The 25,802-nt window shown below is 39.8% G+C and carries 22 protein-coding genes and 2 other annotated features; of the genes, 17 read left to right on the plus strand and 5 right to left on the minus strand.

The window, feature by feature from the left end; all coding sequences use genetic code 11:
- The first annotated feature begins 13 nt into the window (after positions 1 to 13).
- The 6 genes from NSU11_RS04095 (at position 14) to NSU11_RS04120 (ending at position 7,846) form a co-directional block, all read left to right on the plus strand.
- Positions 14 to 1,201 carry an MFS transporter gene (locus NSU11_RS04095; protein WP_024425249.1) on the plus strand — a complete coding sequence of 396 codons (1,188 nt, stop codon included), beginning with the start codon at positions 14 to 16 and terminating at the stop codon, positions 1,199 to 1,201.
- A gap of 252 nt (positions 1,202 to 1,453) precedes the next feature.
- Complete coding sequence (locus NSU11_RS04100; protein ID WP_122632141.1) at positions 1,454 to 2,635, plus strand: DUF1835 domain-containing protein; 1,182 nt, start codon at positions 1,454 to 1,456, stop codon at positions 2,633 to 2,635.
- Positions 2,636 to 2,709: 74 nt separating this feature from the next.
- Positions 2,710 to 2,934, plus strand: a binding site (T-box leader).
- Positions 2,935 to 2,971: 37 nt separating this feature from the next.
- Positions 2,972 to 3,196, plus strand: a binding site (T-box leader).
- Positions 3,197 to 3,248: 52 nt separating this feature from the next.
- Positions 3,249 to 5,171 carry a threonine--tRNA ligase gene (gene thrS, locus NSU11_RS04105; protein WP_342493809.1) on the plus strand — a complete coding sequence of 641 codons (1,923 nt, stop codon included), beginning with the start codon at positions 3,249 to 3,251 and terminating at the stop codon, positions 5,169 to 5,171.
- Between the two features lie 173 nt (positions 5,172 to 5,344).
- Positions 5,345 to 5,911: a hypothetical protein gene (locus tag NSU11_RS04110; RefSeq protein WP_342493810.1), complete on the plus strand. Its 567-nt coding sequence runs from the start codon at positions 5,345 to 5,347 to the stop codon at positions 5,909 to 5,911.
- Between the two features lie 26 nt (positions 5,912 to 5,937).
- Positions 5,938 to 7,221 carry a hypothetical protein gene (locus tag NSU11_RS04115; RefSeq protein ID WP_342493811.1) on the plus strand — a complete coding sequence of 428 codons (1,284 nt, stop codon included), beginning with the start codon at positions 5,938 to 5,940 and terminating at the stop codon, positions 7,219 to 7,221.
- Positions 7,222 to 7,564: 343 nt separating this feature from the next.
- Complete coding sequence (locus NSU11_RS04120) at positions 7,565 to 7,846, plus strand: hypothetical protein (protein WP_024425245.1); 282 nt, start codon at positions 7,565 to 7,567, stop codon at positions 7,844 to 7,846.
- A gap of 53 nt (positions 7,847 to 7,899) precedes the next feature.
- Here the strand turns inward: NSU11_RS04120 and NSU11_RS04125 are convergent, their stop codons facing one another.
- Positions 7,900 to 9,408 carry a helix-turn-helix domain-containing protein gene (locus NSU11_RS04125; protein ID WP_342493812.1) on the minus strand — a complete coding sequence of 503 codons (1,509 nt, stop codon included), beginning with the start codon at positions 9,406 to 9,408 and terminating at the stop codon, positions 7,900 to 7,902.
- Between the two features lie 709 nt (positions 9,409 to 10,117).
- On the opposite strand from NSU11_RS04125, the gene NSU11_RS04130 reads away from it, so the two are divergent.
- The 4 genes from NSU11_RS04130 (at position 10,118) to NSU11_RS04145 (ending at position 18,401) form a co-directional block, all read left to right on the plus strand.
- Positions 10,118 to 16,270: a SpaA isopeptide-forming pilin-related protein gene (locus tag NSU11_RS04130; RefSeq protein WP_342493813.1), complete on the plus strand. Its 6,153-nt coding sequence runs from the start codon at positions 10,118 to 10,120 to the stop codon at positions 16,268 to 16,270.
- 21 nt (positions 16,271 to 16,291) lie between these two features.
- Positions 16,292 to 16,894 carry a class D sortase gene (locus NSU11_RS04135; RefSeq protein WP_149125861.1) on the plus strand — a complete coding sequence of 201 codons (603 nt, stop codon included), beginning with the start codon at positions 16,292 to 16,294 and terminating at the stop codon, positions 16,892 to 16,894.
- A complete protein-coding gene (locus NSU11_RS04140) occupies positions 16,887 to 17,213 on the plus strand; it encodes a hypothetical protein (protein ID WP_025093488.1) in 327 nt (108 codons plus the stop codon). Before NSU11_RS04135 ends, NSU11_RS04140 begins: the two co-directional genes overlap by 8 nt.
- Before the next feature lie 375 nt (positions 17,214 to 17,588).
- Positions 17,589 to 18,401, plus strand: coding sequence for a leucine-rich repeat domain-containing protein (locus NSU11_RS04145; RefSeq protein WP_342493814.1), 813 nt, complete (start codon positions 17,589 to 17,591; stop codon positions 18,399 to 18,401).
- A gap of 81 nt (positions 18,402 to 18,482) precedes the next feature.
- On the opposite strand, the gene NSU11_RS04150 is transcribed toward NSU11_RS04145, so the two are convergent.
- From NSU11_RS04150 to NSU11_RS04160, 3 genes are all read right to left on the minus strand, one after another.
- Positions 18,483 to 18,797: a multidrug efflux SMR transporter gene (locus NSU11_RS04150; RefSeq protein ID WP_003217878.1), complete on the minus strand. Its 315-nt coding sequence runs from the start codon at positions 18,795 to 18,797 to the stop codon at positions 18,483 to 18,485.
- The gene (locus tag NSU11_RS04155; RefSeq protein ID WP_076822860.1) at positions 18,798 to 19,142 is read right to left on the minus strand and encodes an SMR family transporter; all 345 of its coding nucleotides are present in this window, start codon (positions 19,140 to 19,142) and stop codon (positions 18,798 to 18,800) included.
- A 276-nt stretch (positions 19,143 to 19,418) separates the two neighbouring features.
- Entirely contained in the window at positions 19,419 to 19,997 is a 579-nt protein-coding gene (locus tag NSU11_RS04160) for a TetR family transcriptional regulator (RefSeq protein WP_024425822.1), read from the minus strand.
- 176 nt (positions 19,998 to 20,173) lie between these two features.
- On the opposite strand from NSU11_RS04160, the gene NSU11_RS04165 reads away from it, so the two are divergent.
- From NSU11_RS04165 to NSU11_RS04180, 4 genes are all read left to right on the plus strand, one after another.
- On the plus strand, positions 20,174 to 20,722 hold the full coding sequence (locus tag NSU11_RS04165; protein ID WP_024425238.1) for a VanZ family protein: 549 nt from the start codon (positions 20,174 to 20,176) through the stop codon (positions 20,720 to 20,722).
- Positions 20,719 to 21,183, plus strand: a complete 465-nt coding sequence (locus tag NSU11_RS04170; protein WP_149125858.1) for a DUF6884 domain-containing protein — start codon at positions 20,719 to 20,721, stop codon at positions 21,181 to 21,183. The genes NSU11_RS04165 and NSU11_RS04170 overlap by 4 nt, the downstream gene beginning before the upstream one ends.
- 152 nt (positions 21,184 to 21,335) lie before the next feature.
- Positions 21,336 to 21,965 (plus strand): rhamnogalacturonan acetylesterase, encoded by a 630-nt coding sequence (locus NSU11_RS04175; protein ID WP_025093483.1) that lies wholly within the window; start codon positions 21,336 to 21,338, stop codon positions 21,963 to 21,965.
- Between the two features lie 153 nt (positions 21,966 to 22,118).
- Positions 22,119 to 23,159: an NAD(P)/FAD-dependent oxidoreductase gene (locus NSU11_RS04180; RefSeq protein WP_025093482.1), complete on the plus strand. Its 1,041-nt coding sequence runs from the start codon at positions 22,119 to 22,121 to the stop codon at positions 23,157 to 23,159.
- Positions 23,160 to 23,220: 61 nt separating this feature from the next.
- On the opposite strand, the gene NSU11_RS04185 is transcribed toward NSU11_RS04180, so the two are convergent.
- Positions 23,221 to 23,547 (minus strand): YnfA family protein, encoded by a 327-nt coding sequence (locus tag NSU11_RS04185; protein WP_024425235.1) that lies wholly within the window; start codon positions 23,545 to 23,547, stop codon positions 23,221 to 23,223.
- 338 nt (positions 23,548 to 23,885) lie between these two features.
- On the opposite strand from NSU11_RS04185, the gene NSU11_RS04190 reads away from it, so the two are divergent.
- The 3 genes from NSU11_RS04190 (at position 23,886) to NSU11_RS04200 (ending at position 25,800) form a co-directional block, all read left to right on the plus strand.
- Entirely contained in the window at positions 23,886 to 24,452 is a 567-nt protein-coding gene (locus NSU11_RS04190) for a sigma-70 family RNA polymerase sigma factor (protein WP_208946107.1), read from the plus strand.
- Positions 24,449 to 25,195 carry an anti-sigma factor gene (locus tag NSU11_RS04195; protein WP_056767774.1) on the plus strand — a complete coding sequence of 249 codons (747 nt, stop codon included), beginning with the start codon at positions 24,449 to 24,451 and terminating at the stop codon, positions 25,193 to 25,195. The genes NSU11_RS04190 and NSU11_RS04195 overlap by 4 nt, the downstream gene beginning before the upstream one ends.
- Positions 25,196 to 25,296: 101 nt before the next feature.
- The gene (locus NSU11_RS04200; RefSeq protein WP_254806343.1) at positions 25,297 to 25,800 is read left to right on the plus strand and encodes a hypothetical protein; all 504 of its coding nucleotides are present in this window, start codon (positions 25,297 to 25,299) and stop codon (positions 25,798 to 25,800) included.
- The last annotated feature ends 2 nt before the right edge of the window (positions 25,801 to 25,802 follow it).

Consider the following 25,802-nt stretch of genomic DNA (forward strand, 5'->3'; position numbering starts at 1 on the left):
GAGAAAAGCCACGATGAAAAATAAAGCCGTTGTCTATTTACTTGCTTTAGCAGCCTTTTTAATTGGAACGATCGAATATATCATTACAGGAATTATTCAAATGGTCGCAGATGATTTACAGGTCACGACATCTGCTGCTGGTTTATTGGTCACATCATTAGCGCTCTCAGCAGCAATCGGCGCGCCGATTGTCATTGCACTGACCATCAATATCGACCGCAGAAAAATATTATCATGGATGCTGATCATTTTTACTTTAAGTAATATCATCACAAGTGTCAGCCATTCGTTTGAAATGGTGCTGATGACAAGGGTTTTACAAGGAATTAGTGGGGGAACGGCTATTGTGGTGGCAATGGCTGTGGCGACTCGTCTTGTCGAACGAGAAAAAAGAGGAACAGCGATTGGCATCATTTTAATGGGATTAAGCAGTTCCTTAGTTTTAGGTGTGCCAATCGGGACATTTCTAAGCAGCATGATTGGATGGAAAGCATTATTTGCAGCCATTGGATTGATCACGCTCATTCCGCTGATAGTTGTGTATAGGCGCATCCCTTCTATGAAAGAACAAGAACCGGTGACGCTAGGTATGCAATTATCGATATTAAAAGATAAGAGAATTTTGCTTGCAGTGGCAGTGACACTTTTTTATGTAGGCGGATATTCCACTTTATTTACCTATTTATCGCCATTCCTGCAAGAATCAGCAAACCTTAGCATCACAGAAATCAGCGGCATTTTATTGCTAGCGGGAATATGCAGCTTTTTAGGCTCCAGTCTTGGAGGGGTTGCAGCAGATAAAAAAGGCCCAACATTCACGATTTTCTCCGGAATTATTCTGCAAATCATCATGCTGATGCTGCTGGCATTTGTGTCAGGGAATCTCGTGGTCATGGTGGCGGTGATCATGATATGGATGATTGCTACATGGAGCACATCTCCAGCTCAGCAGCTGTATCTCGTCACACTTGTACCAAAATCTCCTGATATCGCATTAAGTGTCAATACATCGTTTATTCAATTCGGTTTTGCTTTAGGCTCGGGGTTAGGAGGGCTTGTATTGAGCAGGACATCTATACTGCACCTGAGCTGGATCAGCGCTGGAACGGTTCTTCTTGCTTTACTCATGACCATCTTGATGGTGGCGTTTGACCGAATCTCTCAGCAGAAGAGTTTGAAGGTAATGGAGCAAGGAAGGTAACATGAACGATTTCACTAGTGAACATACAAATTTAGTTTTGTATTGTGGGAACTACTTATTTAGGGTAGTACCTTGGCCCATTTCGTGGGCTTTTTTTTATAAAAATTCTTATCTCTGCACTTCTGCTTTATTACTTCTGTAAATACCTGATCTCCTTGTCATACTTTTGAATGAAATTGACTCAATAGAATTGACGCAAGAACCGTGAATAGGTGAAGATGAAATAAACTGTAAGATAAAGGGAGACGGATGATGATACATATCATATTTGGGGCGGCAGCTGCGGGTAGTTTAAAACAAGCAATACGTGAAATGAAGCAAGATCAAATAAATGATATCATCGCTTTTGATGATATTTATTCGATTGGACCACTTCTGTATTTACACGAACATAAAGGACAAGCGAACCGTATAGAGTGGCTGCGTAACGTGATGTCAAATGAATATGGCTATTTTGACGACATGGTCAACGATCAGCACAGAATGCTTCAGCAAATAAAAGAAATAAAAGCTGGCAGTCGTATACTTCTCTGGACAGGCAGTAATGCCCATGAGCAAATTGGCTTGCGATATGCCGTCTATTTATTAAAAGAGAAAAGCATAGAATTGTCAGTAATCAATACAACGACAGCATTTGATCAGCTGTTCAATACAAATACAAGAAGAATGGATATTCGACATTCCGGAGAAATCGCATCTGAAAAATTTAAAATTTTGTATGAGAGTAAAGAGCATATTCACCCAGTGACAAAAGAAGAGAGAGAAAGATTACAAAATGAATGGCTTTCACTTGCTAAAGAAAATCATACGCTGCGGATATGGAAAAAAGGACAAGTGATCAGCGTACCAGAAGATGAATTTGATGCTTATTTAGTGAAAATGGCTAAGCGGCTTCATCAGTCCGCACCAGAAGAGGAGTACATCGTCACTCCACGTCTAATAGGAGAAGTCATTGGTCATTTAGATCAGTATATCGGCGATGATTTTATTGAATATCGGCTGAAGACATTAATTGATCAAGGAATTTTTGACATGAAAGGAAAACGAACTTCCATGCGTTATTACTCAATTAAACTGACGGAGTTCGGTCAGAACTTCAAAAAATGGGTATGCTGTCGAGAGTTTGTAGATCATCCTTTTGTGAAAATTGAAGGAGATTACGGTGAACCTTTTCAGTGTGGGTATTGCGAATGTCATTTAGAAAGAGATGATGTACCAATGAGTGATACTCTTTTCTCAAAGATATGGAATTGGAACATACAGTATGGCCGCTGGTTTGACGAAGAGACCGATGATTTGCTGCCAAATGGCGTAGACATGGAAAGGAAGTTCAATCAAGAAGGAGAGCGTATCACTGAAGAAGTGAAACGAGCCTTGTCTCCTGCGTTTCAAATTGAATACAGCCCAAGTGAATACGCGCAATATTACATTTAAAGAATGAATTTTCTTATCACTGCACAAAATAAAGCTTTACACAATCCATCATCATCATGTAAGATATGGAGAAATTAAAAGCGAAGAAAAGGACATGAGCAATTTTTTACTGGTTACCAGAGAGGGAAGTGACGCTGAAATCTTCCTAACGCAGGAAAGTTGTCTTACCACCTTTGAGCTGTATTGGGGAAATCACAGTATCCAATATCGTCTACGCCACGTTACGGCACCAGAGCCATAAAGCGAATACGCGTTATGGGAATTTGGGTGGAACCACGGATATCACATTCGTCCCTTTATGAGGGATGGGTGTGTTTTTTTGTTCACTCATATAGGATCTTTGCTTTGAAAAGGACATGAGCAGCTTTTATCGGTTACCAGAGAGGGAAGTGACGCTGAAATCTTCCTAACGCAGAAAAGCTGTCTTACCACCTTTGAGCTGTATTGGGGAAAATTGCAGTATCCAATACCGTCAATGCCACGTTACGGCACCAGAGCCATAAAGCGAATACGCATTATGGGAATTTGGGTGGAACCACGGATTACACATTCGTCCCTTTACGCGGGATGGATGTGTTTTTTTATTTCAAAAAATAGGAAAGGTGTGTCGGTTATGAGAGAAAACATGGTGAAGATTCAATTTCCGGATGGAAAGATAAAGGAGTTTCCCGCAGGTACGACTGTCGCAGATGTTGCCTCCCATATTAGTCCGAGCTTAAGAAAAAAAGCAGTGGCGGGTAAGGTCAATGATCAAATGGTTGATTTAAGTAAAAAGCTATACAGCGATGTTTGGCTGTCTATTGTCACACTTGATTCGAAAGAAGGGCTTGAAGTGATGCGCCATACATCTGCCCACGTATTAGCCCAGGCTGTGAAAAGGTTATATAACAATGTCACACTGGGGATTGGACCGGTCATTGAAAACGGATTTTACTATGATATGAAGCTCAATCAATCATTAAGCGTAGAGGATTTAGCAGAAATTGAAAAAGAGATGAAAAACATCATAAATGAGAATCATCCTATCCAAAGAAAGGAAGTCTCTTACAAAGAAGCTGAAGCGCTGTTTGCACATGATCCTTATAAGCTGGATATTTTAAAAGATTTACCCTCTCAAGAAGCCATCACGGTTTATCAGCAAGGAGAATTTGTAGATTTATGCCGCGGGCCGCATGTACCTTCTACAGGGTACGTAAAGTCATTTAAACTAACACGTGTTGCAGGGGCTTATTGGCGGGGAGACAGCAATCAGGATGTATTGCAGCGAGTGTATGGTGTGGCGTTTCAACATCCAAATCATCTCACTGAGTATCTTCATTTCATGGAAGAAGCAAATAAACGTGATCACCGGAAATTAGGGAAACAGTTGTCCCTCTTTATGTTTTCAGAAGAAGCGCCAGGTATGCCGTTTTATTTACCAAAAGGTCAGATTGTCAGAAATGAATTAATGGCCTTTTCAAGAGAAGTGCGAGGCAAAGCGCAATACGAAGAAGTGAGTACACCGTTTATGATGAACCAAGAGCTTTGGGAAAAGTCAGGGCACTGGGATCATTATCATGAAAATATGTATTTCTCAGAAGTAGACCATACAAGCTTTGCTTTAAAACCGATGAACTGTCCAGGGCATATGCTCATGTTTAAAAACAGCTTATATTCCTACAGAGACCTTCCGATCAGAATGGCTGAGTTTGGTCAGGTGCATCGTCATGAATTTAGCGGAGCGTTAAATGGATTGTTCAGGGTCAGAACATTTTGCCAAGATGATGCCCATATTTTTTTAAGAGAAGATCAAATCGAAGCTGAAATCAAACGGATTTTCCAATTAGTTGATCATGTGTATCGGACATTTGGATTTGAGTATTCAGTCGAGCTATCCACTCGTCCAGAAAAAGCATTAGGCAATGATGCTATTTGGGATATATCCGAAACAGCGTTAAAAAATGTGCTTGATCGTCTAAAGGTCGACTACCAGCTGAATGAAGGAGATGGCGCATTTTATGGTCCAAAGATCGATTTTCATATTAAAGATGCCTTGCAGCGGAGCCATCAGTGCGCCACAATTCAGCTAGATTTCCAAATGCCAGAGAAATTTGGTTTAACATATATCAACGAAAAAAATGAAAAAGTTCGCCCAGTTGTGATTCACAGTGCCATTTTTGGTTCTCTAGATCGTTTCCTAGGCATTCTCATCGAGCATTTTGCGGGCGCTTTCCCATTATGGCTAGCACCAGTACAAGTACAAATCATCCCTGTCTCAACTGTTCACCTTGATCACTGCTTAGAGGTGCAGCAGCAATTAAGAAGTATCGGAATAAGAGCCACAATCGATGAGCGGGATGAAAAACTTGGCTATAAAATGAGAGAAGCACAAATGCAAAAAATCCCTTATATCGCGGTCATCGGCGATAAAGAAATGGAAGACAACACACTAAATATTAGACAGCACGGAGAAAAGACGTCAAAAGAGCTGTCTATTGAGAACTTTAAACACATGGCAGCTCAGCAAATAAAAGACAGATCGGCAGCTCAGATATGATGTGATGATTTTATGAAGAAGGATCAGACGTTCATTGAATGATGGGCGTCTTTTCATTTGCGAAAAAAGCCGAATTGACAGTAGAAAGGGAAAATATTGAAACATTTTTTCGTTAAAACCGTAATAGAGATAGAGCGCTCAACAGAAACCTTTAAAACGGAGAGGAGTATTGCATGGAACAAGCTGCCCTGAAAAAGATGAGGACAAAACAAATAATCGTCTCTAATTTAATAACCGGCATCATGATCGTCGCTTTTTATATCTTGATTCAACTGTCTGACATTCGATTTACACATTTCTTTCTTTGTTTAGGAATTATCATGCTCTTTCTAAGTATTTATGGTTTTATTAAAAAAGGATCAACAAAGTCTTTCATTCCTATTTTCGAGCAGATAGCCATTTATGAAAAAGAAAAATTGGGGGAAGAGTGGAAAAAAGAAAAGAGGACAGAAAATATTTCGAGAGTGGTATTGAGTGGTCTGATGTTCCTCCAGTCATTTAGTTTCCAAGATGTAACGATTCCATTCTTAAGCATACAGCCTATACTTTTACTTTTCTTATTATTTGTAACTCTAGCCCTTATTAATTTAAGCATGCTTTATCGCTTTAGAAAAATCGACCGGTCGACTGAAGGTGAATTAAATGGCTTTACAAAAGAATCAAACATGATGTCAATGGTTTTAGGATTATTATCAGTGATCATCATATTCGGCTTTATTATCACCTTTGTTCTTCCATAAGACTTAATCATTTTGAGGTGAAACAAATGAATGTAAACATTCAACAACTGATCGATCAGACAAAGGCGAAATTTGGTTTAGATCTTTACTATTTAAAAAGACACAGTTTTCATCGCTACGTCAATATGTTCAATGAAACGGTTTATACATTGAATATGGAATGGTTTCCCTCTCATGAAGCTGAACCCGAGGACGATGATCTAAACCCGGACGGCACAGCTGTGATTGACGTGAATTTGAATACAGGCCAGATTGAAACGGTCATTTTTGTCATGGACAAAACCTTCGCGAAGAATGGTGTCACATTTAAGAGGCCTTATCCAGCTCATGTCATTCAATGGATCGAACAAGAAACAGGGTTGGTCTATGGTGAGCATTTTCATATGCATCAAAAGGAGAAAGGGGAACTTTTTTTCGAAGAAGCAATAGATGGTGTGAAAGTGACGCCTTCAGGCAGAATCGAAGTGAAATGGGATGAACATGGGCAGCTCATTCACTATATACATCGAGGGCCATTTATGGCAAAAGAACGACTAAGAACTGAAGAATATGTGCTTTCCATTGATAGGATCGAGAATTTAGCTCAGCAGCAAGTGCAGCGGTTTGATTGGCCATCCTTCGAGCAGAATCGAATCCGCCCTATATATGCGTTAGAAGAAATTTATATCAAGAACGATGGAACAGGAATGATACCGTTTGAAATTGGGCGTGAAGAAACGCATTGTATCCACATGAATCAGGTCATGGAGTGGAATGAACCGTCAAACAAAGCTTTTGAAAAAAAGGAAATCGATATAAACGAGGACATTACTGCTGAACAAGCCTTCTCACTGGAGCCTTCGCCGGATACATTCCCGATCTCAAAAGAAGAGCAGGCTGAGTGTATCAAAGCGGTTCGCACCTTTTTGGCGCAAAAATATTCAAAGGATACAGGGAAGTGGGTGCTAAAAACACTCCACCGCGACCATGGCTGCATCGAAGCGATATTAAAAACGAATGAGCAAGAAGGCTGTGGATTTATGGATAAGATCAAGGTCTTCATTGATGCCGGCACTTTTGAAGCCATTAATTACATAGATAAAAAAGAGATGTTTCAAGTATGCGGGATACTCAATCCATCTCAAACAGCTAGTGAAATCACCATAACTCAGAAAGAAGCCTTTGAAACATTGAGAGAACGCCTCGAACTTACACCCATCTACGTCTATGACGATGTGCAAAAACAATATGTTTTATGCGGAAAGCTCGACTGTCATGAAGGCGTTGATGCAGTGAGCGGTGAAGTGTTCTCTTTGACAGACCTTTCATAACTTCTAAAAGAACAGTGAGCAGCTGTTCTTTTTTGCTCCATTTTCCTCTTTTTAGAATAAAAATGGAATTTTGTAGAAGGAAGTTGTCGTTTCATCACGAAAGAAACAGATAAGAATATGATCATAGGTCCATCGGTTGAAATTCGTATTTCATATAGTAAACGTCATACATAATGAAAAACCATTGCAGTAAAGTTGATCTACAAGTCTTTTAGAAGAAAAAATGAAATCATGTCTCTAGTAGTAAGCGAAACTAGACGGACTAAGATCATAGGATGAGTTGAACATGTTTGTTTTTAGGTAAGCTTAAAGCCATAAATAGAAGAAAGTGAGGATATCTGCCTTGAGTACATTGGAAGTGTTTCGTCAGTTTTTGGTTGACCATTATCCTGCGTTACAAGATGAGCTTTGGCTGAAAGATGTTGATACCCTTCGAATCTCTCCTATTCTTCATCCTTTTCTGAAAAGCAAGCTGCCAGAAGGAATCGAAAAATTCACTTGTGTTCTATTCACGCAGCAGACAGATCAAACCGCTGCACCGCTCAAAGTCTACCTTTTATTAGATGAATATGAGCAATCGCTTTACGCCATTGATTTGATGAATGAACAAATAGCGCTTCATTAATACAGAAGCAAAAAAGCTGCTTGAGAGCTCCTCAGCAGCTTTTCTTGTGAATATTAGTTTGTCATATCAACCAATCTTGAGTGCAAGTTGTCCACTTCTTTCTTTGTTGGAAAAGAGCTGATCAGCAGCGTAGACCGTCCTAATTGATTAGGAAGCTCAGTATCGGTCACAACCATATCAATCCCAAGTTGATCCATTGTCAGTTCATTTAATGTATTTTCTGGACTTGTGAAAATATGAATGAGAGGAGGCAATCTTAATTTAATTAAATCCGCAATAAACAAACTATGATTATAACCTAATGTTGAAATGACAAAAATGTTCAACACGTTTCTCCGATCCATTTCCAAATGAACAAGCCCCCTCCAGTTAGAAGTAATGATACGAATCAATTCTCGTTCATTTTTCACAAAAGACGCAAGTATATCGTCTGTTTTTAACTCTTGGATGATATGAGTAATCCTCGAATAGAAGTAAGGAAGCTGTTTTTTTACCTCTGATAAATACCTCGATTTCTTTTTGAAAAGGAATCCATCTCTTACGGTAATTTCCCTAGAATACACATAATATTGGAGCAGAATCAGTGTCATCGCCTTGCGATTAGCCACCTCTTGATGAAAAATCAACTCCAATTGATTGATAAAGGAATGAATGGCTTCGAAGAGGTGTGGTGTATGCGATTGAAAGAACGTCAATTTTTCTTCGACAGTTTCAATTGATTTATAATGGCCAATAGCTGGTTCAATCAATAGTAAAAAGACAAATTCGTGACGATCCAACGTAACACCAAAAGTGTCCTTTGTCATTTGGCAAACGTGTTCTTCTAAGTTTTTGATTTGTTTATAGATACCTTTAGCTGTAGATGTTTGTTTTTCCTGATCCATTGAGTACCTATAATTGCGTCGTATGGTAAAATTTTTCCTCACTCGGTGTATGGAAACGGCGAGCCATAGGCAAAATTTATCTATAGCCACATCAGGTAGATTGACTTCGAGCACCTGAAATAGCTTTTGTAAAAAATCAACTGCATCTTCCTTTTGAATATCTTCGAATGGCCAAAGCCTGCTTCCATACACTTCAAACAAAAATTCCACAAAAAATTGACGAATCTCCTTCTCATTTCCATGGAACTGCATACTATCTGGTCGTAACTCAATGTCATACGAGATAAGAAGCGAATTGATTTTATGAATGGTGTTATACAATGTGGATCTACTGATATTCAGCGCGTCCATCCATTCATAGAAAGACCTATTTTGTTCAAAGAAAACGCCGTCAATCAATCGAATTTCAATCGTATCTTTTAGAATTTCTTTGATATAGTAGTCGACTCGTATCGCCTGTGTATAACAAATGGATATGCCTTGTCTTGGCTTTATGTGGATTAACGGCTCTCCGTTTTCTGTTTGGAACGACTTCATTTGTTCTAAATCGCTTTGAATCGCACGAACCGAGCCGATATTTTCATTCGATATCTCTTGAAGGCTCCACCACTTATCTTTTGATACAAGCAGTTTTAAAATGTTTATCCATCTCTTTGATTTATTATCAATGAGCTCCATTAAACAACTAACTCCTTCCCTTGGCTTGCCTCTATATGATGAAGTTCACTTAAAGAACATTTGATTTTCTAAATAGGCATAAAATGATTTTAATGTTTAGGCTAAATCGTTTTGTCTTCACTTTTCATGATAAAAGAGAAAAAAATTAGACGAAAACAAATGTTATTCCCTGATTCTCCATATATTTCTTTTAAAAGGTGATAAGTAAGCCATGAATCCTATAAAAATGGATCATTTTAGATATTTAAGTTTATTTTTTTGCTGTTGAAACGGTAAATGTAAGAATAAAACGCAGCAGCTTTTTGATTACCATATGAAAGGGAGTAGAAAGGAAGGCGATTTATATAATGCTGAACTGACGCACCTTACATACGATATGATACATGCTTGTTTCATATGAACGAACCATATGTGAATACATGCTTATATATGCATGTACACATCGTTTATTGTTCATTCCAGTATAAATATAAAAATTCACATTTAATCTTTTCACGATCCTCTCACTATTCCCCATTTCTATAGACCCCAACCCAGTTACTCAATCCACTACTCATGATGACCTTTCAAGCTCATGATTGATCAACTCATTTTATTCATAGGGTCTTAAGGTGCCATTTTTAGAAAATATTGATCAGAAGCGGAGTGATTGATCTGACAGTATACTAATGATTTTTTTATCGTTGTTGAAAAATAATTTTAGAAAAGGGTGGATGTATTGAAAAGAATATTGTCGCTGGCACTCATTACAGTGCTAGTCATACAGTCTAGTATATTAGGAGTCTTGCCTTTAGCAGGGGCACAAGCAAAAGAAATTCAAGAAAACATTTATGGGGATATTGAGTTTGCTGATAGCGAAGGCAATAAGTTATCAAGCATGGAAGATCAGCAAGTAAGAAAAGCCACTGTGCATTGGTCTATAAAAGGAATTGATCTAAAAAAACAATATCCGTATGTTCTCACTCTTCCTTCAGCCATCCAGGTAGAGAAGGAGCAGAAGGAACCCATTACTGTGGGTGACATACCTGTTGGCGAGTATACCGTTTCAAAACAAAATGAAGTGACGGTGAAATTTAAAGAAGATGTTGAGATCGATCCAAATTTAGAAGGATCAATTGACATCGATGTCACCAGTATAACTCAGCAAGAAGAGAAAACAAAGCAAAATAAGGGTGAAGAAAGCCTTCCAAAAGATGACTCAATCTCATCTGAGAAAGATAAAGCTTCTAACAATCAAGAAGCCGCTCAAACGAAACAAAACGATGAAGATGAATTACTAAAAAACAAAGTGAGCGTGTCTAAGCGTGCAGGGCTGCAAAGTGTTTCAAAACAAATGCAGATACAAGAAAATCTCCTCACTGATGCGAAATTAATCTTTGAAGATCAGGAAGGAAATTCAGTTGAAAAGCCTGATATTAACTCGCTGATTTCTATTAACTATGAGTGGGCCATCCCGAACGGTCATAGCTATAATGGCGGGGATGAATTCCATTTCAAGGTTCCAGAGGAATTAGTGATTTATGAAAAAATCGATCGTCTTGAGATGAAATTTAATCAGGCAACCATTGGTTATTTTTCTGTAGATGAAAGCGGAAATGCCTCCATCGAATTCACTGATTTTATTAAACAATATTCAAATATCCATGGAACACTTCAAGTGTGGACGCAATTAGATAAAAAAACTGTCATTACTGAAGAAAAAGAAGTGGTCATTACCCCGATTGAAGGAAAGGATAAAATATCAATCCCGATTCAATACATTCCAAATGGCCCAAACGTCTCTAAAAAGGGAGAACCAAATCGATCTTACAATGCTGAAACCATTCAATGGACAGTAGATTTTAATATGGATTTAGAAGATGTGAAACAAGCGAAACTGTTAGATCCGATTCAAGAAGGTCAGGCGTTGAAAAAAGATTCAATTAAGCTTTATCGTATTGATACAAAGCTAAATGGTGAAACATCGATTGGTCAGCTGCTTGACGAAAACCACTACACAATTGGCCAAACAGCAGATGGTCAAGATTTCACGATTGAATTTAAAGATGACGTGCATCTAGCTTACCGTTTAATGTATGAAACAGATATTACGAATCAGGATCAATCTGCATTTCGTAATAAAGCGTCCCTTGTTTTTGGTGATAAAGTGATCAGTTCAGCAGAAGGAACAGTGAATGTGACAAGAGGCAGTCCTTTAAATAAAAAAGCCGCGCACTACGACCCAGTCACACAAACAATTACATGGGAAATTCGTTATAACTATAACGAAAAAAAGATTGCTGAAAAGGATGCTTTGTTAGAAGACTTCTTTAACGGCACACAGGCGCTGATATCTGATTCCATTCAAGTCAAAGAAGTCACAATTGATCAAAATGGCAACGAAGCTGGAACAAAAGCGTTTGAAAATTATGTGGTTCAACCTCAAAAAAAGGATGAACAAAACGGGTTTACCTTGCAATTCAATCAAGATATTCAATCAGCTTATCTCATCACCTATCAAACAAAAGCAACCGAGCGGATTTTTGAATCTGAAGAGATTATCAATACGGTAACAGCTGGCAAAGAGAGCAAACAAGGGAAGCAAAGAATTGACCAGCAAATTCTAACGAAAAATCATGGAACACCGAATTACAAGACCAAGACCATTCCATGGCGTATCACCTTCAACAAAGATCAACAAACGATGAACAATGTGATATTAAAAGATACGTTTACAAACGAAGGATTGACGCTGCAAAAAGATAGTTTAAAAGTGACGACAGGTAATACAGTGCTTGAAGAAGGCACAGATTATCAAATCGTTGAACATGCAAATGGATTTGATATTCAATTTACGAAAGAAATAAAGACAGAACATACCGTCACATATACAACGTCTTTTGATTATGAAAAAAGAGCAGATAAAGACCAAAAGAACTTGCGTAATCATGTAAAGCTTGAATGGGTAAATGAAGATGGCAAAGATTTGACGAAAGAAAATCAATCTGTCTTCACCCCTGACACATACACGCAGTCAAATGGCTTCAAAAACGGAACTTATAATGCAAAGAAAAAAGAGATCACATGGAATATCGGTGTGAACTATAACTTGAAACATCTAGAAGAGGCGAAAATCGAGGATTTCATTCAAGGAAATCAGCGTTTGCTTAAAGATTCAATCACCGTCTATTCGCTTGATTTACAAGGCGGGGAAAATGGAGCAGAAGAAAAAGAGGTATTAGCGAAAGAACATTATGACATCAAATTCCTTGAAAATGAAAAGGGAGAAACAGGCTTCGAAGTGATTTTCAAAAAAGCCATTGATTCCCCATACAAAATCACGTATCAAACAAGTGTTGAAGGAATGGATTTAGTACAGAAAACCTACGATAATAAAGCGACCCTTTATGATGGGCAGACAAAAGAATCTGATGTGAATGCAGTGGTGTCCATTCCAAATGGGGGGAAATACACGAGCAAATCAGGAAATCAGCAAGGGAAAGTCATTGATTGGAAACTGAATATCAACTTTGGTCAATCAACAGTCCAAGATGCGACGATTATAGACCATCCGAGCAGTAACCAAGCCATAATAGAAAACTCATTTCATCTCTATTCGACGACAATAGATGAAAAGGGGCAAGTGACAAAAGCAGAAGAGCTGGAAAAAGGGAAGGATTATGAGCTAGACCTTGAATTTGATCCAGATTCTTTTCAAATTAAATTTAAAGAAGAAATCACAAGACCATATATTTTAGAATACCAATCTCTCATTTTAGATAAAGTGGGAAGTACACTTCAAAACGAAGTAACGTTTAGAGGTGAAAATGTAAAAGAAATCAAAAAGGAATCTGAAGCCTCCGTTATTGTAAAACGCACCGCTGGTATGGGAGATGGCACGGGATCGATTGGTGCTTTAACCGTTAAAAAAGTAGATGCGAGTAGTGGAAAAGCGCTAAAAGGAGCAAGCTTCTCTCTGACAGATGCTGCGAGCGGCATCGTCATTGGTACAAAGACAACAGATGAAGAAGGAGCTCTTCGATTTGATCGTCTTCTGTATGGTGATTATATTGTGACAGAAGATAAAGCACCAGATGGTTACATTAAAACCAAGGATCCGATCCATGTAACGATTGATCAGCCTTACGAATCTGGAGATCAAGCGAAAACAGGAAATAGCATGACGGTGCAGAACCAAGAAATCCGCCAGCATGTCAAGTTAACGAAAAAAGACAAAGAGACGGGTGCAGCATTAGAGAATGCAGAATTTGAACTGAAAAATGAATCTGGAGAGACCGTCCAAACCGATTTGAAAACAGACGAAAAAGGAGAAATCCTTTTCAAACATCTTGAGCCAGGTTCCTATTATTTTGTGGAGACAAACGCACCGAAAGGTTATCAATTAAATCAGCAAAAATGGCCGTTCACCATTAAAGAAAATCAAACAGAAACAACGACTGTCACCGCAGTAAATGACATCATCAAAGGCTCAGCAGAATTGAGCAAAATAGGTGAAGGCGGGGAGCGACTAGAAGGTGCACAGTTCAAGCTTTTAGATCAAGATGGGCATGAGCTAAATGGTTCGCTTGTCACAGGAGAAAATGGCAAGATCACGATAAACGAACTAAGGCCGGGTACGTATCAGCTCATTGAAACAAAAGCACCAGATGGTTATGTATTAGATGAAACGCCAATCAAATTTGAAGTACCACTTGATCCAAAGGAACCAGTCGTCATTTCGCAAAAGAACCTATATGAGACAAGTGCATTAGAAGTGTTAAAAGAAGGGGAAGATGGCAAGAAGCTTCAAGGTGTTCGATTTGAAGTCTTGGATCAAAATGACGAAGTTGTGCGTAAAGATTTGACAACAGATGAAGATGGGAAGATTTTGGTCGACAACCTCAAACCGGGCAAATATCAGCTCGTGGAGACAGAGAGTGTTGATGGTTACCAAAAGAATAATAAACCTTATCCTTTTACCATCGAAATCGCACAAAAAACACCAGCAGAGATCAAAGTGATCAATGATCTCAAAACTGGATCTGTTCAGCTCACGAAGCTCGGTGAAAAGGATGATGTGCTTGAAGGAGCAGAATTTAAGCTTGTAGATGCAAATGGAAAAGAGATAAAAACAGGTCTCGTCACTGATCAGAACGGGAAGATCATCGTCAACGATCTGAAACCTGGAACCTATCAGTTTGTTGAAACGAAGGCGCCATTCGGTCATGAGCTTGACGAAACACCTGTCACTTTTGCTATTCCATTTAACCCTGAGAAGCTGGTCAGTGTGACAAAAGAAAATAGCCGCAAAACAGGCGGAGTGCTGCTGCACAAAAAAGGCGAAGATGGGAAATCATTAGAAGGGGTTGTCTTTGATCTATCTGATGATAAAGGAAAGATAGTGGCAGGAGGAGAAGGAATCACAACCAATCAGGATGGAAAGATCACCTTCACAGGGCTAAAACCTGGAACCTATCAATTTGTTGAAAGAAAGAGTCTTGAAGGCTATGAATTGAGTGCGAAACCACTTGTCTTTCAAGTTGAATTAGGTCAAAAAGAGTTGATTCAAGTGGAGGCAATCAATCAGCTTAAGAAAGGTTCTGTTGAACTCACAAAAATAGGAGAAGAAAAAGAAAGATTGAAAGGCGCAGAATTTACCCTTTTCAATGACGATGGTAAAGAATTGATGTCAGGTATAACAACCAACGAGAAAGGCATCATCACTGTCAACGATTTGAAACCAGGCGCTTACCAATTGGTTGAAACGAAGGCTCCTTTTGGACATAAACTAGATGCAGAACCAGTAGACTTTAAGATTGATTTCAATCCAAAACAACTGGTGAAAGTGACAAAAGAAAATATTCGGACGACAAGTGCTGTGCAGCTTCAGAAAAAAGGAGAAGATGGTCAGTTACTCAATGGAGTGACCTTCGATCTGCTTGATGAGCACGATCAACGTATAAAGAAAGACTTAAAGACAGACAAAAATGGTCAACTAACAGTCGATCAACTGAAGCCAGGCACCTATCAATTTGTCGAAACAGCAAGCATTGCCGGCTATGAACTGGATCAGACACCTGTCTCATTTAAGATTCGTTTAGGTCAAGACAAACCAGCAAAAGTAGAAATGATTAACAAACTGACGCCGGGAGCAGTGGAACTGACCAAAGTGGATGATGAGGGACACACGCTGGAAAATGCAGAGTTTGCTCTTCTGAGTAAAGAAGGAAAAACGTTGAAGAAATCACTTGTAACGGACCAAAAAGGAAAGCTTTACATCAATGATTTAAAACCGGGACAATATCAATTCGTTGAAATGAAAGCACCTCATGGCTATCAATTGGATGATAAGCCGATCCTGTTCACAATTGAGAAAAATCAGCAGAAGCCGCTTCAATTAACAGCGAAGAATCACTTGATCTTAGGAAGTCTGCGTATCATAAAGGTAGACCAGCAGACAGATAGAACCTTAAAAGGGGCATCCTTTGACATTCGTACAAAAGCCGGGAAAACCATAAAATCTGTGACAACAGGAAAAGATGGAGAAGCTATTGTCAAAGGGCTTAAACCTGGAGAGTATCTACTCACAGAGACGAAAGCTCCAGATGGTTATGTAGTTTTAAAGAAGCCGCTCGCTTTTACAATTCAAATGGGCGAAGTGGAGATCAAGACAATGATTGTGAAAAATGCACCAGTGAAGAATGAAGAGGATCACACGAATCCTCCAGCCTCAGATAAAGGGGATCAGCATCCGCCTCATGGCTCAAACGGTGAGCTGCCAAAGACTGGTGAAGAATGGCTGCGTTATTTGATGTATGCAGGGATTTTACTAGTAGCTTCTGGAACTGTTCTTCTTGTTGTCAGAAGAAGAACCATTCAGTAAAAGGAAGGAACGAGTGTATTGATGAAAAAAAGAACCTTATTAGGCAGCTTTTTGGTGGTCACGGGGCTGATGCTCATCTCCGTTCCTTTTCTATATGAGTGGCGAACTTCTCAAGAGACAGCAGCAATGGAACAGGCATTAAAGATGATTGAAGAAAATGACAGTGATGCCCTTTCTTCTATTCCACATTTAACTGTGTCAGAAGAAGACCTGCGAGATGTGATGGAGCTAGAGATCCCGTCAATTAATTTAAACGAAAAAGTGCTTCCTGTTACATCAAAAGAAAATTTAGGTATAGCACTGACTCAAATTAAATCTCATCAAATGCCAGGTGAAGGTAATTTCACGATTGCAGGGCATAGAGGGTATAGAGGTGACCGGCTTTTCCGGCAGCTGCCAGAGGTACCTAAAGGAGAAAAAGTTGTCTTACATCATCAAGCTGAAACATACGAATATAAAATTGTCAGCTCAGCTACAATTGAACCGACGGATGTGGATGTACTAAAGGATCGTGGGAAAAATGAACTGACATTGATCACCTGTACACTTGATGGTCAGAAACGATTTGTCTTAAAAGGAATACGAATCAACGCTTCAAAGGGTGAGCAGCCATCGGATGTATAACACCAACATAATAAATGATGGATGCGATGGAAAAGCAGCGCTCACGACCGATATGTTACACCAATTGTTATCAGAGCATTATCCAACTTTAAAAAACGAACGTTGGGAAGTTGATGTAGATACAATTCGGGCTTCACCTATTCTTCACCCTTTATTAAAAAGAAAGCTGCCAATTGGTATTGAAAAATTCACCTGTGTTTTGTTCACGCAGCAGACAGCAGCTTTTGGAGAGCCTTTGATTGTGTACTTTTTATTGGATGAGAAGAGCGAATCGATTTACGCAATGGATCTCTTGCTCGAGCAGCAAGACACCCATTAAACGAGAAATAAATTAGCGGGTTCGATTTTAAGGTGGAAAAATAAAATCAGTTATATCATGAGGACTCTAATTCGTATATGAATTAGAGTTCTTTTATTTGTTTATATATAGTCGTCTTACTAACTTTATTATCTACTAAGAAGGCGCTGCCTAGCAGATAGTCTCCAATGTTTAGATGATAAAGATTTTATAAAATGGATTGAAAACAGAGGTCATAATCACGATTGGCGACCAAAGAAGATCATCTAGTTTTTATCCTTTCCCTGTTTCTTCAGAAGGAATATCAGAAAGTGCTAAAGATAATCATGTGTTGACTCCAAAATACTGATAAAATTTATATAGATATTCCTTAATTATAGGTGTGGAGGTAAAAGCATGCGAAAAGAAGACCCCCAATATATTTTTCATCATGATAAACGACCAGAAGTTGTTCATGATTTAGCCGATGTAGATGAAAATTCCACTGAGTTGTTAATCACAGGAAAAACAAAAAATATTGAAAGGTTGAAATCTTTTTCTAACCTGACGAAATTGTGGATTTACAAAGTGAACCAAAAGGAATTCAATACGATCTTAAGCTTAGTTAATCCCAAAATGCTCTTTGTGCATGAACTGAGAGTAGAAGATTTATCAATCATCAGTTCTCTTAAAGATGTTGAGGTATTGGCACTTGAATGGAATACAAAGGCACAAAGTTTATGGGATATATCAAAAAACACGTTTTTAAAATCTTTATCCATAACAGATTTTTCAAAGTTGAATGACATAGCCCCTTTGCAAAAAAACACTGGTTTAGAATTTCTACAATTGTCAGGCGGGATTTGGAATACATTAAATATAAATACTCTTCAACCTTTAAGATACCTCAAAAATTTAACATATCTGTGCTTATCAAATATAAAAGTGAAGGACGAGTCTTTGGAGCCGATATCGGAATTAGAGGGACTCAAGGAACTTGAAATTTCGAACCAATTCCCGACAGAAGAATATGCCAGGTTATCCGTAACCCTCCCAAATACGAAGTGTGATCGTTTTGCGCCATACATCTATTTATCAAGTCCTATTGTAGATAAAGATGTGATGGTGATTGGAAAGCGAAAACCGAAATTAAATTCAAAAGTTGATGGGGAAAAGTTGCAAAAATACGAAGAACAATTTAAAGCGTACCAAGAAAAGTTTATAAAATAACTTAAAAAGCAATGGAAAATCAATTCCATTGCTTTTTGTAGGGCTAATACCATCATAAACTTTTTCTATCTTGTGATTCAATTATGCAAACAACTTCAGCCCAACCACACCAATCACAATCAGCAGCAAGCTGAGTATACGAATCATGTTTTTCGGCTCTTTAAATAGAATCATATTAAACAAGACAGAGCCCGCCGTTCCAAGCCCGATCCAGACCGTATAGGCGACGGATACTTGAACGGATGAGAACGAGGCGTATAAAAACAAAAAGGATAAGGCAAACCCGCCGACAAATAAAATGCCTGTCGTGATTTGCTTTTTCTTACTAAACATATTGAGGCCAATGGTTCCGCCGATTTCGCAGGCAGAGGCCAACAGTACAAAAAACCAGCCCATTTAAACCGCTTCTCCTTTCTGCTCATGGGCATCTCCATCAGACACTTTCAGTCCAATAATCCCGAGAATTAAAATACCCATAAATAAGAGCTTTTCTAATGAAAACGAACCGCCGAACAGCACATAATCCATCAAAGATGTCCCTATCGTTCCAACTCCGGCAAACACGGCGTACACGGTCCCTGTCGGCAGCTTCTCGCAGGCCTTCATTAAAAAATAAAAATCAACTGGGATCAGGCAGATAATGATCGCCCATTCCCACACAGCATCAGCCCTATTTAAACCAAACACCCAAAGTAATTCGAATAAACAAGTGAGTGCAACATACATCCAGCTTTTTTTCATCGTATTTCCTCCTAAAAACTTAAAAATGACGATTCGTCATTTTGAAACCAAAAAAGAGCGTACAGCAAGTGCTGTACTCAGATTGTCGACAAAGGGCTAAAATGAACTTGATTTTAGCCCTTTGTCTTCTTTTCAGCGTGATAGAAAACCTTTGCAGTCTAGAAAGGGCGAGTACCGGAGCGGAGCGAATTGGACATTCGTGAGCACCGGAGCGCAGACCTGACACCGAATGCGAGGGTTTGTCTACACGCTGCGTACAGCGAGTGCTGTACTAAGTTAAGGTGTCTCTATGCCAAGCGCGTAAAGAAGAAATTGCTTCACCTCTCGCTTTTGAATCAGAACCTCTTCTGTATCTGTTTCCGTAAATAAGTACATTTGCTCAGCAGACGATTCGAGTAAACCGATAATGAATTTAGCTGCATATTGACAGTTCAAATTCGCACGGACTCTTTTGTCCTGCTTTGCTTTTTCTAGAAAAGCAGCGACCCATTTGTAAATCGGCTCATAAATATCTTCCCATTCCTTTAAATGCTCGGTGGCGGCTAAGCCTGAGTAGGTCAGGGCAAGGACATCACGGTATTGTCTTGTAAAAGCAAAGATGAATTCAACAAGCGCATCTGCTTGATCGAGGACATCTGCATGCTGAGTTAATTCCTTTTCAATTGCAGGCACCATCTGTGCGATAAGATGTTCTGCGATAGCAGGCATGACGGAAAGCTTTGAAGGAAAATATAAATAAAAAGTTCCTTGCGCTACTCCTGCTGCTTTCACAATATCCGAAATGGTCGTCTTTTCGATTCCTTTTTCTTTAAACGCATCAATCGCAGCAAGCATAATCTTTTCTCGTTTCGACATATCATCACCGACCTTAAATGACTGAATGTCATTCATTTTAGCGGGGGAATGACGATTTGTCAATATGGTTTTCTCTTCATTGAATGTGAGAATAAGTGATGAATAGATGCGGGCAAGCCTGAATAAGCTGTAAATATGGTCAAGCATCATCATGTGAGAAAGGGGCAGCTCTCTGTATGACTTCCAGTGCTATGTTTTCCATTGCTTATTTTCTCCTGCTCGTCCCGCTCTATTTACATATGAGGTACAGACAGGCAAAAAAGCACAATCGTTTTATCTATTTGCGAACGGAATTGGTCCTTGCCAGTCTGTTTATTTATACGAATGTTTTACTATATTTGACGGTCTTTCCAAATCGTTTTTCCGCCCCAAGGGATCAGGTGAGTGTCAACCTCATGCCTTTGCAGTCCATTTATCAAAATCTTCACGCCTACCATCACGGCTATCCAAATCTTGTCTTTTTAAACTTAGCAGGCAACATATTGTTATTTGTACCACTCGGGTTTTTTCTATATCAAGCCTTTCGAACCATGCGCTGGCAAAAGGCGGTTCTTGGGGGCTTTCTCCTGTCAACCATGATCGAATTGCTCCAATGGATGTTCTCGCAATCTGGTATCATTACAAGAAGCAGCGATATTGATGATATTCTTTTAAATACGCTTGGCACAGCGCTAGGCTGTATCGTGTATCAGATCTATCGAAAAAGGAAGGAGAAATTTGAGTGAAGCGAGTTTGTATCATTCCATGTGGCGCGAAGAAAATTTGGGATGTCGATCCAGAAGCAGGGAGCCAGCCAGCGAACCATGTCTATTTAAGTCCCCTGCATCAGCGTACGAAAAGCTATGCTCAAACGTTCTTTTCAGACTGGATGATCTTATCAGCAAAGCACGGGTTCTTAAAGGCAGATGATATCATACATGAAAATTATGATGTGGCTTTTGGTACACCGCGTGCTAAGCAGATCACACAAGAAGAACTGAGCCAGCAATTTCATCAAAAAAACCTTTTCGCATATGATGAACTGGTGGTACTAGGTGGAAAGAAATATCGAAAAGTGATCGATCCTTTATTACAGCCTCATCAAAAAGCAAATTATCCGCTGGCTCCATATAAAGGAATTGGCTACATGCTTCAGGCATTACATCAAGCAGTGGAATCAAAAGTAGAACTTCCGCCGCATATTTAACACATTCACATCTACCGGTAAGCAGGGTTTTGATCTTTAAAAAGAGAATAATTGAAATAGCGATGCTGATTGTTTCATATCTTTTCAGCAGCCACTAGCATACCCGTATCGCTTGGGTAAATTGGCTCAATGAAAAAGGGAGGCGTATGAACATGACAACCATCTATTTAGCTGGTGATTCGACCGTTTCATCTTATCCAGATCGTCCTGTTCAAGGAGGATGGGGAGAGTTTTTACACCGCTATACAGCGCAAGGGGTGAACGTCGAAAATCGTGCCATTGGTGGAAGAAGCTCAAAAACATTCATTGAAGAAGGACGCCTTGATGACATATTGGCTGACATTCAGCCAGGAGACTGGCTTTTCACGCAAATGGGGCACAATGATGCTTCCAAGGAAAAGCCTGAGCGGCATACAGATCCTTTCACAACGTATAAAAGCTACCTGTCTCAATATATTCATGGAGCAAGAGCAAAAGGGGCAACACCACTTTTATTAACGCCAGTCGGCCGTTTTCATGAAAAAGACGGAGAATTTATCAATGATTTTCCTGATTACTGTGCCGCTATGAAAGAATTAGCCGATGAAGAAGAAGTTCTTCTCGTTGATTTAAATACCGCAAGCCTTCAGTTTTATCAAATTTCCGGCATAGAGAAAACGACCTCTTACTTTATGCTGTCAACAGGAATTGAGGATCGCACGCACTTTACAAAAGAAGGCGCAGATGCGATTGCAAGACTTGTTTCTCTTGAATTAAAAGACCTTGGTTTAACCATTGTATGATGGATGACAGGACGAGTGAGCGCTCGTCCTGTTCTTTTTTTGAAGAAAGCTATTGATTCTCTTCACTAGAGTAGACTACAATAGGTATATATGATAATGAGAATCAATATCACTGAAAAATAGATCATTCGATGGAAAACTGGAGGGACTCAAATGACAGATCAGCTTGAATTGTTTGACGTCACCATTATTGGAGGCGGTCCAGCAGGCATGTATACCGCCTTTTATAGTGGGATGCGGGACTTAAAGACGAAGGTACTTGAGTACAACGAAAGCCTTGGCGGGAAAATCCTTCTGTATCCTGAAAAGGTCATTTGGGATGTCGGCGGTTTGCCGCCAACAAGAGGAGAACAGCTGATACAGCAGCTGGAAACACAGGCGAAAACATTTGAACCAGAGATTGCACTGAATCAAAAAATCACGTCATTTGAGCGAGATGAACATAATCACATCATACTGACGGCTGAAAATGGTGATCGTCATTTGACAAAGACCCTCATATTAGCGATGGGTCACGGCATTCCAGTTCAGCGGAAACTTGAAATCGAGGATGCAGACCGCTATGAAGTGACAAACCTTTATTACACTGTCCAGGAGCTTAAGACATTTGCAGGGAAGCGAGTTGTTATTTCTGGAGGCGGCGACTCAGCGGTTGACTGGGCCAATGCCCTTGCACCGATTGCTGAAAGTGTCACCGTCGTGCATCGCCGTGACATGTTTGGCGGACATGAGAAAAACGTCGCCAACATGAAGGCAACTTGCAAACGAATTTTAACCCCGCATGAACTAACAGAGCTGCATGGTCAAGGCGACAAAATTGCTGCGGTCACTATTCAAAACATAGAGACAGGTGAAAAAGAACGAATTGAAACAGATGCTGTGATTGTCAATCACGGGATGAAAGGCGATTTAAGCGTGCTATCAGAATGGGGCCTCAAGCAAGGTGAATGGGGACTGATCGAGGTTAATGAAAAAATGGAAACCAATTTACCGGGCGTCTATGCGGTAGGCGACTTGTGTACACATAAAAGCAAGGTCCGCTTAATTGCCGGCACGTTTGTTGATGGAGTCAATGCACTGAATAGCGCAAAGCTGTACATCGAACCAGAAGCTGAAAAAGTGGCATACGTTTCCTCTCATAACGAACGTTTTAAGGAGAAAAACAAAGAATTGCAAACGGCTGGAGCTCGTTGAAGCATTCAAATAACATAGCAAAGTGCTGCCCGTATGTGGCAGCACTTTTTATATGGGTCCATTAATTGCGAGGCGCAAATAACATCACACTGACTCCAGCCAAACAGATCAAAGCCCCCATCCAGTCATATAGATCAGGTGTTTTTCGATCGACCCACCAGCCCCACAATACAGCAAGAATGACAAAAACACCGCCATAGGCAGCATAAACCCGTCCGAAAGTCGGGAACTGCTGGAAGGTTGGAATGACGCCATATGCAACCAAGATGAGGCTGCCGGCGATCCCGAAGCTGACAGGTTTTGCTTCACGCAGCCAAAGCCATACCAAATAGCCGCCGCCAATTTCTGCTAAGCCTGCTAATAAAAAAAGAACAATCGTCACCATCATATACGGACACTCCAATTTCTCCAATTTACACCCTATTATGACATGGGGAAAGAATGCGTTCTACCCAATTAAATTGAGAGGGAGATGAGAGTTTACTAAAATCAACTGATGAGAGAGTGGTCACACATGGATTCGGTGATCCAAATGGTCTGTTATGTCGTAAAGTAAGTACATTCTCATGAGGAGCACACTTCCTATTTCAACGCTCTTTTTTTCTCCTTGAAAAAAGAGTAAAGTACAAGGTAGGCTTATTTCAGCAAATCGAGTGATAAGCAATACGTGAAGGATTTCATGATGGATGCGCATGCTCTTTCTCATGAAAAAGGAAGGAGATGACCATGGACACATTGCAAGATTTTGAGCTGTATCACAAGATCAAATATGATCGTCACAAGCCCTCGCTTGAAGTGCTGTACGATCGTTATGAACGTGTATTATATTCGTTTATTTATAAAATGACTGGCAACCGTGAGCTCGCGGAGGAAGTACTTCAAGAGGTCTTCATCAAGCTCTGGCGCGGCATAGGAGAATATCATACCGATAAAGGGAAGTTCTCCTCGTGGTTATTCATGATGTCACGCAACACGGCCATTGACCTTTTAAGAAAGCATCGGAATGAAACGGCTTTGGAAGATGAGCATATTGAATATTTAGCTGATCATCAAGAAGATGTATCAAAAGAAGTGGAATGGAACGAGGAAAAACAGAACATACGTGAAGCAGTTTCTACATTGTCAAAAGAACAGCAAGCCATCATAGAAGATGTCTATTTTAAAGGGATGACACAAAAGAGCATCGCCGAAAAGCTGGGCATCCCTATTGGTACGGTTAAGGGAAGGGTTCGATTGTCATTGAAGCATTTGCGATCGAAACTGTCGCGCGGTGGAAAGGAGGAAGAGGCATGAATCAGTGTAAACATCAAGTAATTGATTATTTTAATGGGCATTTACAAGGAGAAGAAAAAACGCAATTTGAAGCGCACATCAAGCACTGCTCAGCTTGCAAAGAAGAGCTTGAAGAATTGACATCGCTCATGTCTGACATTCCATTTCTAGCCGAAGATCAAATACCTCCAGCAGGGATGAAAGACCGTATTTTATCCCAGGTGTTTGAAGAAGAGACAGTCGAAGAAAAGAATAGCCATATAAAAGAGCTCAAGGCTGCACCTGAGCCAAACGAAATTAAACCGCTGCAAAAGAAACGAAACCAGTGGCTCTTACCGCTCGTTGCGGCACTGCTTCTCATATCAGCAGCTGGAAATGTGTATTTCTTATCGAATGGAAAAGAACAGGCGGAAGAACCTGTCAGGGTTGTTGCCACAAAATCACTGGCATCGGCCGCATCACCAAAAACGACGGGTGCTTTTTCAGTGATAGAGCATAACGGCAAAAAAGAACTTGTGGTGAGTGCAGACGGCTTAAAGGGTCAGCTTGATTCATCTGCTGTTTATCAAGTGTGGCTCATTAAAGGAGATCAGCCGGTTCCAGCCGGTGCCTTTAAAACAGATAACAAAGGGGAAGGAACCGTCACCTATGCGTTATCTGAAAAAGAAGCAAGCGAATCATGGGATACCGTGGCTGTGACCCTTGAACCAAAAAAGGATAACAAGCTTCCGCAAGGTCCAGTCGTACTAAGCGCTGCTTTTTAAGTTTGATCCATGAAAAGGATGCCTTCTTGGGGCATCCTTTTTTTGATAGCGAAGGGGAACATTTTGGCAATTGAAACGTAGTACATATGGAGGTGAAACACATGAAAACATCTATAGAAAAAGACCTATTTCTCTTATCAGTCAGACACACATGTATTACCATTTATTTTCTTGTCATTCCATTTTTAATCCCATTCTTTTATCACCCATCGCCTTTATTCATTGCGCTCATTGTACTTTTTATCACTCATAACTTAGCGGAAAGTATCATTTGGTTTTATAAATCGAGAAAAATCAGAAAGCATCAGTCTGGTGATCTATCAAAACGAGGACATGGCTTGACCAAGATCGTGCAAAGGCTTGAACAGCTGATGATGATCAGTTTTGTGGTGTTTTTTATAAACGAATGGATCCAGGGGATAGCAGATATGTCTAACCTCTTTTTCATTACTTTTTTCTTCATCATTGTTTTCCTGCAACACATCCAGTTTTACTACGTTCAGCTATTTTTTAAATCCAACAGCTGGTTCACTTATGTTCCTTCTTTGCAAAAGGCACGTCCTTCATATATGGCGAGGGAGCGAAAGGCCCTGAAAAGGTCATAAAT

Source organism: Bacillus sp. FSL R5-0712 (assembly GCF_038593285.1).
Taxonomy (GTDB): Bacteria; Bacillota; Bacilli; order Bacillales; family Bacillaceae; genus Bacillus; species Bacillus safensis.

Coding starts and splice junctions, on each gene's coding strand:
- NSU11_RS04175 (WP_025093483.1), top strand. CDS start 21,336: ATGACAACCATCTATTTAGCTGGTGATTCGACCGTTTCATCTTATCCA.
- NSU11_RS04095 (WP_024425249.1), top strand. CDS start 14: ATGAAAAATAAAGCCGTTGTCTATTTACTTGCTTTAGCAGCCTTTTTA.
- NSU11_RS04115 (WP_342493811.1), top strand. CDS start 5,938: ATGAATGTAAACATTCAACAACTGATCGATCAGACAAAGGCGAAATTT.
- NSU11_RS04165 (WP_024425238.1), top strand. CDS start 20,174: ATGACTTCCAGTGCTATGTTTTCCATTGCTTATTTTCTCCTGCTCGTC.
- NSU11_RS04135 (WP_149125861.1), top strand. CDS start 16,292: ATGAAAAAAAGAACCTTATTAGGCAGCTTTTTGGTGGTCACGGGGCTG.
- NSU11_RS04100 (WP_122632141.1), top strand. CDS start 1,454: ATGATACATATCATATTTGGGGCGGCAGCTGCGGGTAGTTTAAAACAA.
- NSU11_RS04200 (WP_254806343.1), top strand. CDS start 25,297: ATGAAAACATCTATAGAAAAAGACCTATTTCTCTTATCAGTCAGACAC.
- NSU11_RS04190 (WP_208946107.1), top strand. CDS start 23,886: ATGGACACATTGCAAGATTTTGAGCTGTATCACAAGATCAAATATGAT.
- NSU11_RS04195 (WP_056767774.1), top strand. CDS start 24,449: ATGAATCAGTGTAAACATCAAGTAATTGATTATTTTAATGGGCATTTA.
- NSU11_RS04145 (WP_342493814.1), top strand. CDS start 17,589: ATGCGAAAAGAAGACCCCCAATATATTTTTCATCATGATAAACGACCA.
- thrS (WP_342493809.1), top strand. CDS start 3,249: ATGAGAGAAAACATGGTGAAGATTCAATTTCCGGATGGAAAGATAAAG.
- NSU11_RS04110 (WP_342493810.1), top strand. CDS start 5,345: ATGGAACAAGCTGCCCTGAAAAAGATGAGGACAAAACAAATAATCGTC.
- NSU11_RS04125 (WP_342493812.1), bottom strand. CDS start 9,408: ATGGAGCTCATTGATAATAAATCAAAGAGATGGATAAACATTTTAAAA.
- NSU11_RS04150 (WP_003217878.1), bottom strand. CDS start 18,797: ATGGGCTGGTTTTTTGTACTGTTGGCCTCTGCCTGCGAAATCGGCGGA.
- NSU11_RS04160 (WP_024425822.1), bottom strand. CDS start 19,997: ATGTCGAAACGAGAAAAGATTATGCTTGCTGCGATTGATGCGTTTAAA.
- NSU11_RS04155 (WP_076822860.1), bottom strand. CDS start 19,142: ATGAAAAAAAGCTGGATGTATGTTGCACTCACTTGTTTATTCGAATTA.
- NSU11_RS04180 (WP_025093482.1), top strand. CDS start 22,119: ATGACAGATCAGCTTGAATTGTTTGACGTCACCATTATTGGAGGCGGT.
- NSU11_RS04185 (WP_024425235.1), bottom strand. CDS start 23,547: ATGATGGTGACGATTGTTCTTTTTTTATTAGCAGGCTTAGCAGAAATT.
- NSU11_RS04140 (WP_025093488.1), top strand. CDS start 16,887: ATGTATAACACCAACATAATAAATGATGGATGCGATGGAAAAGCAGCG.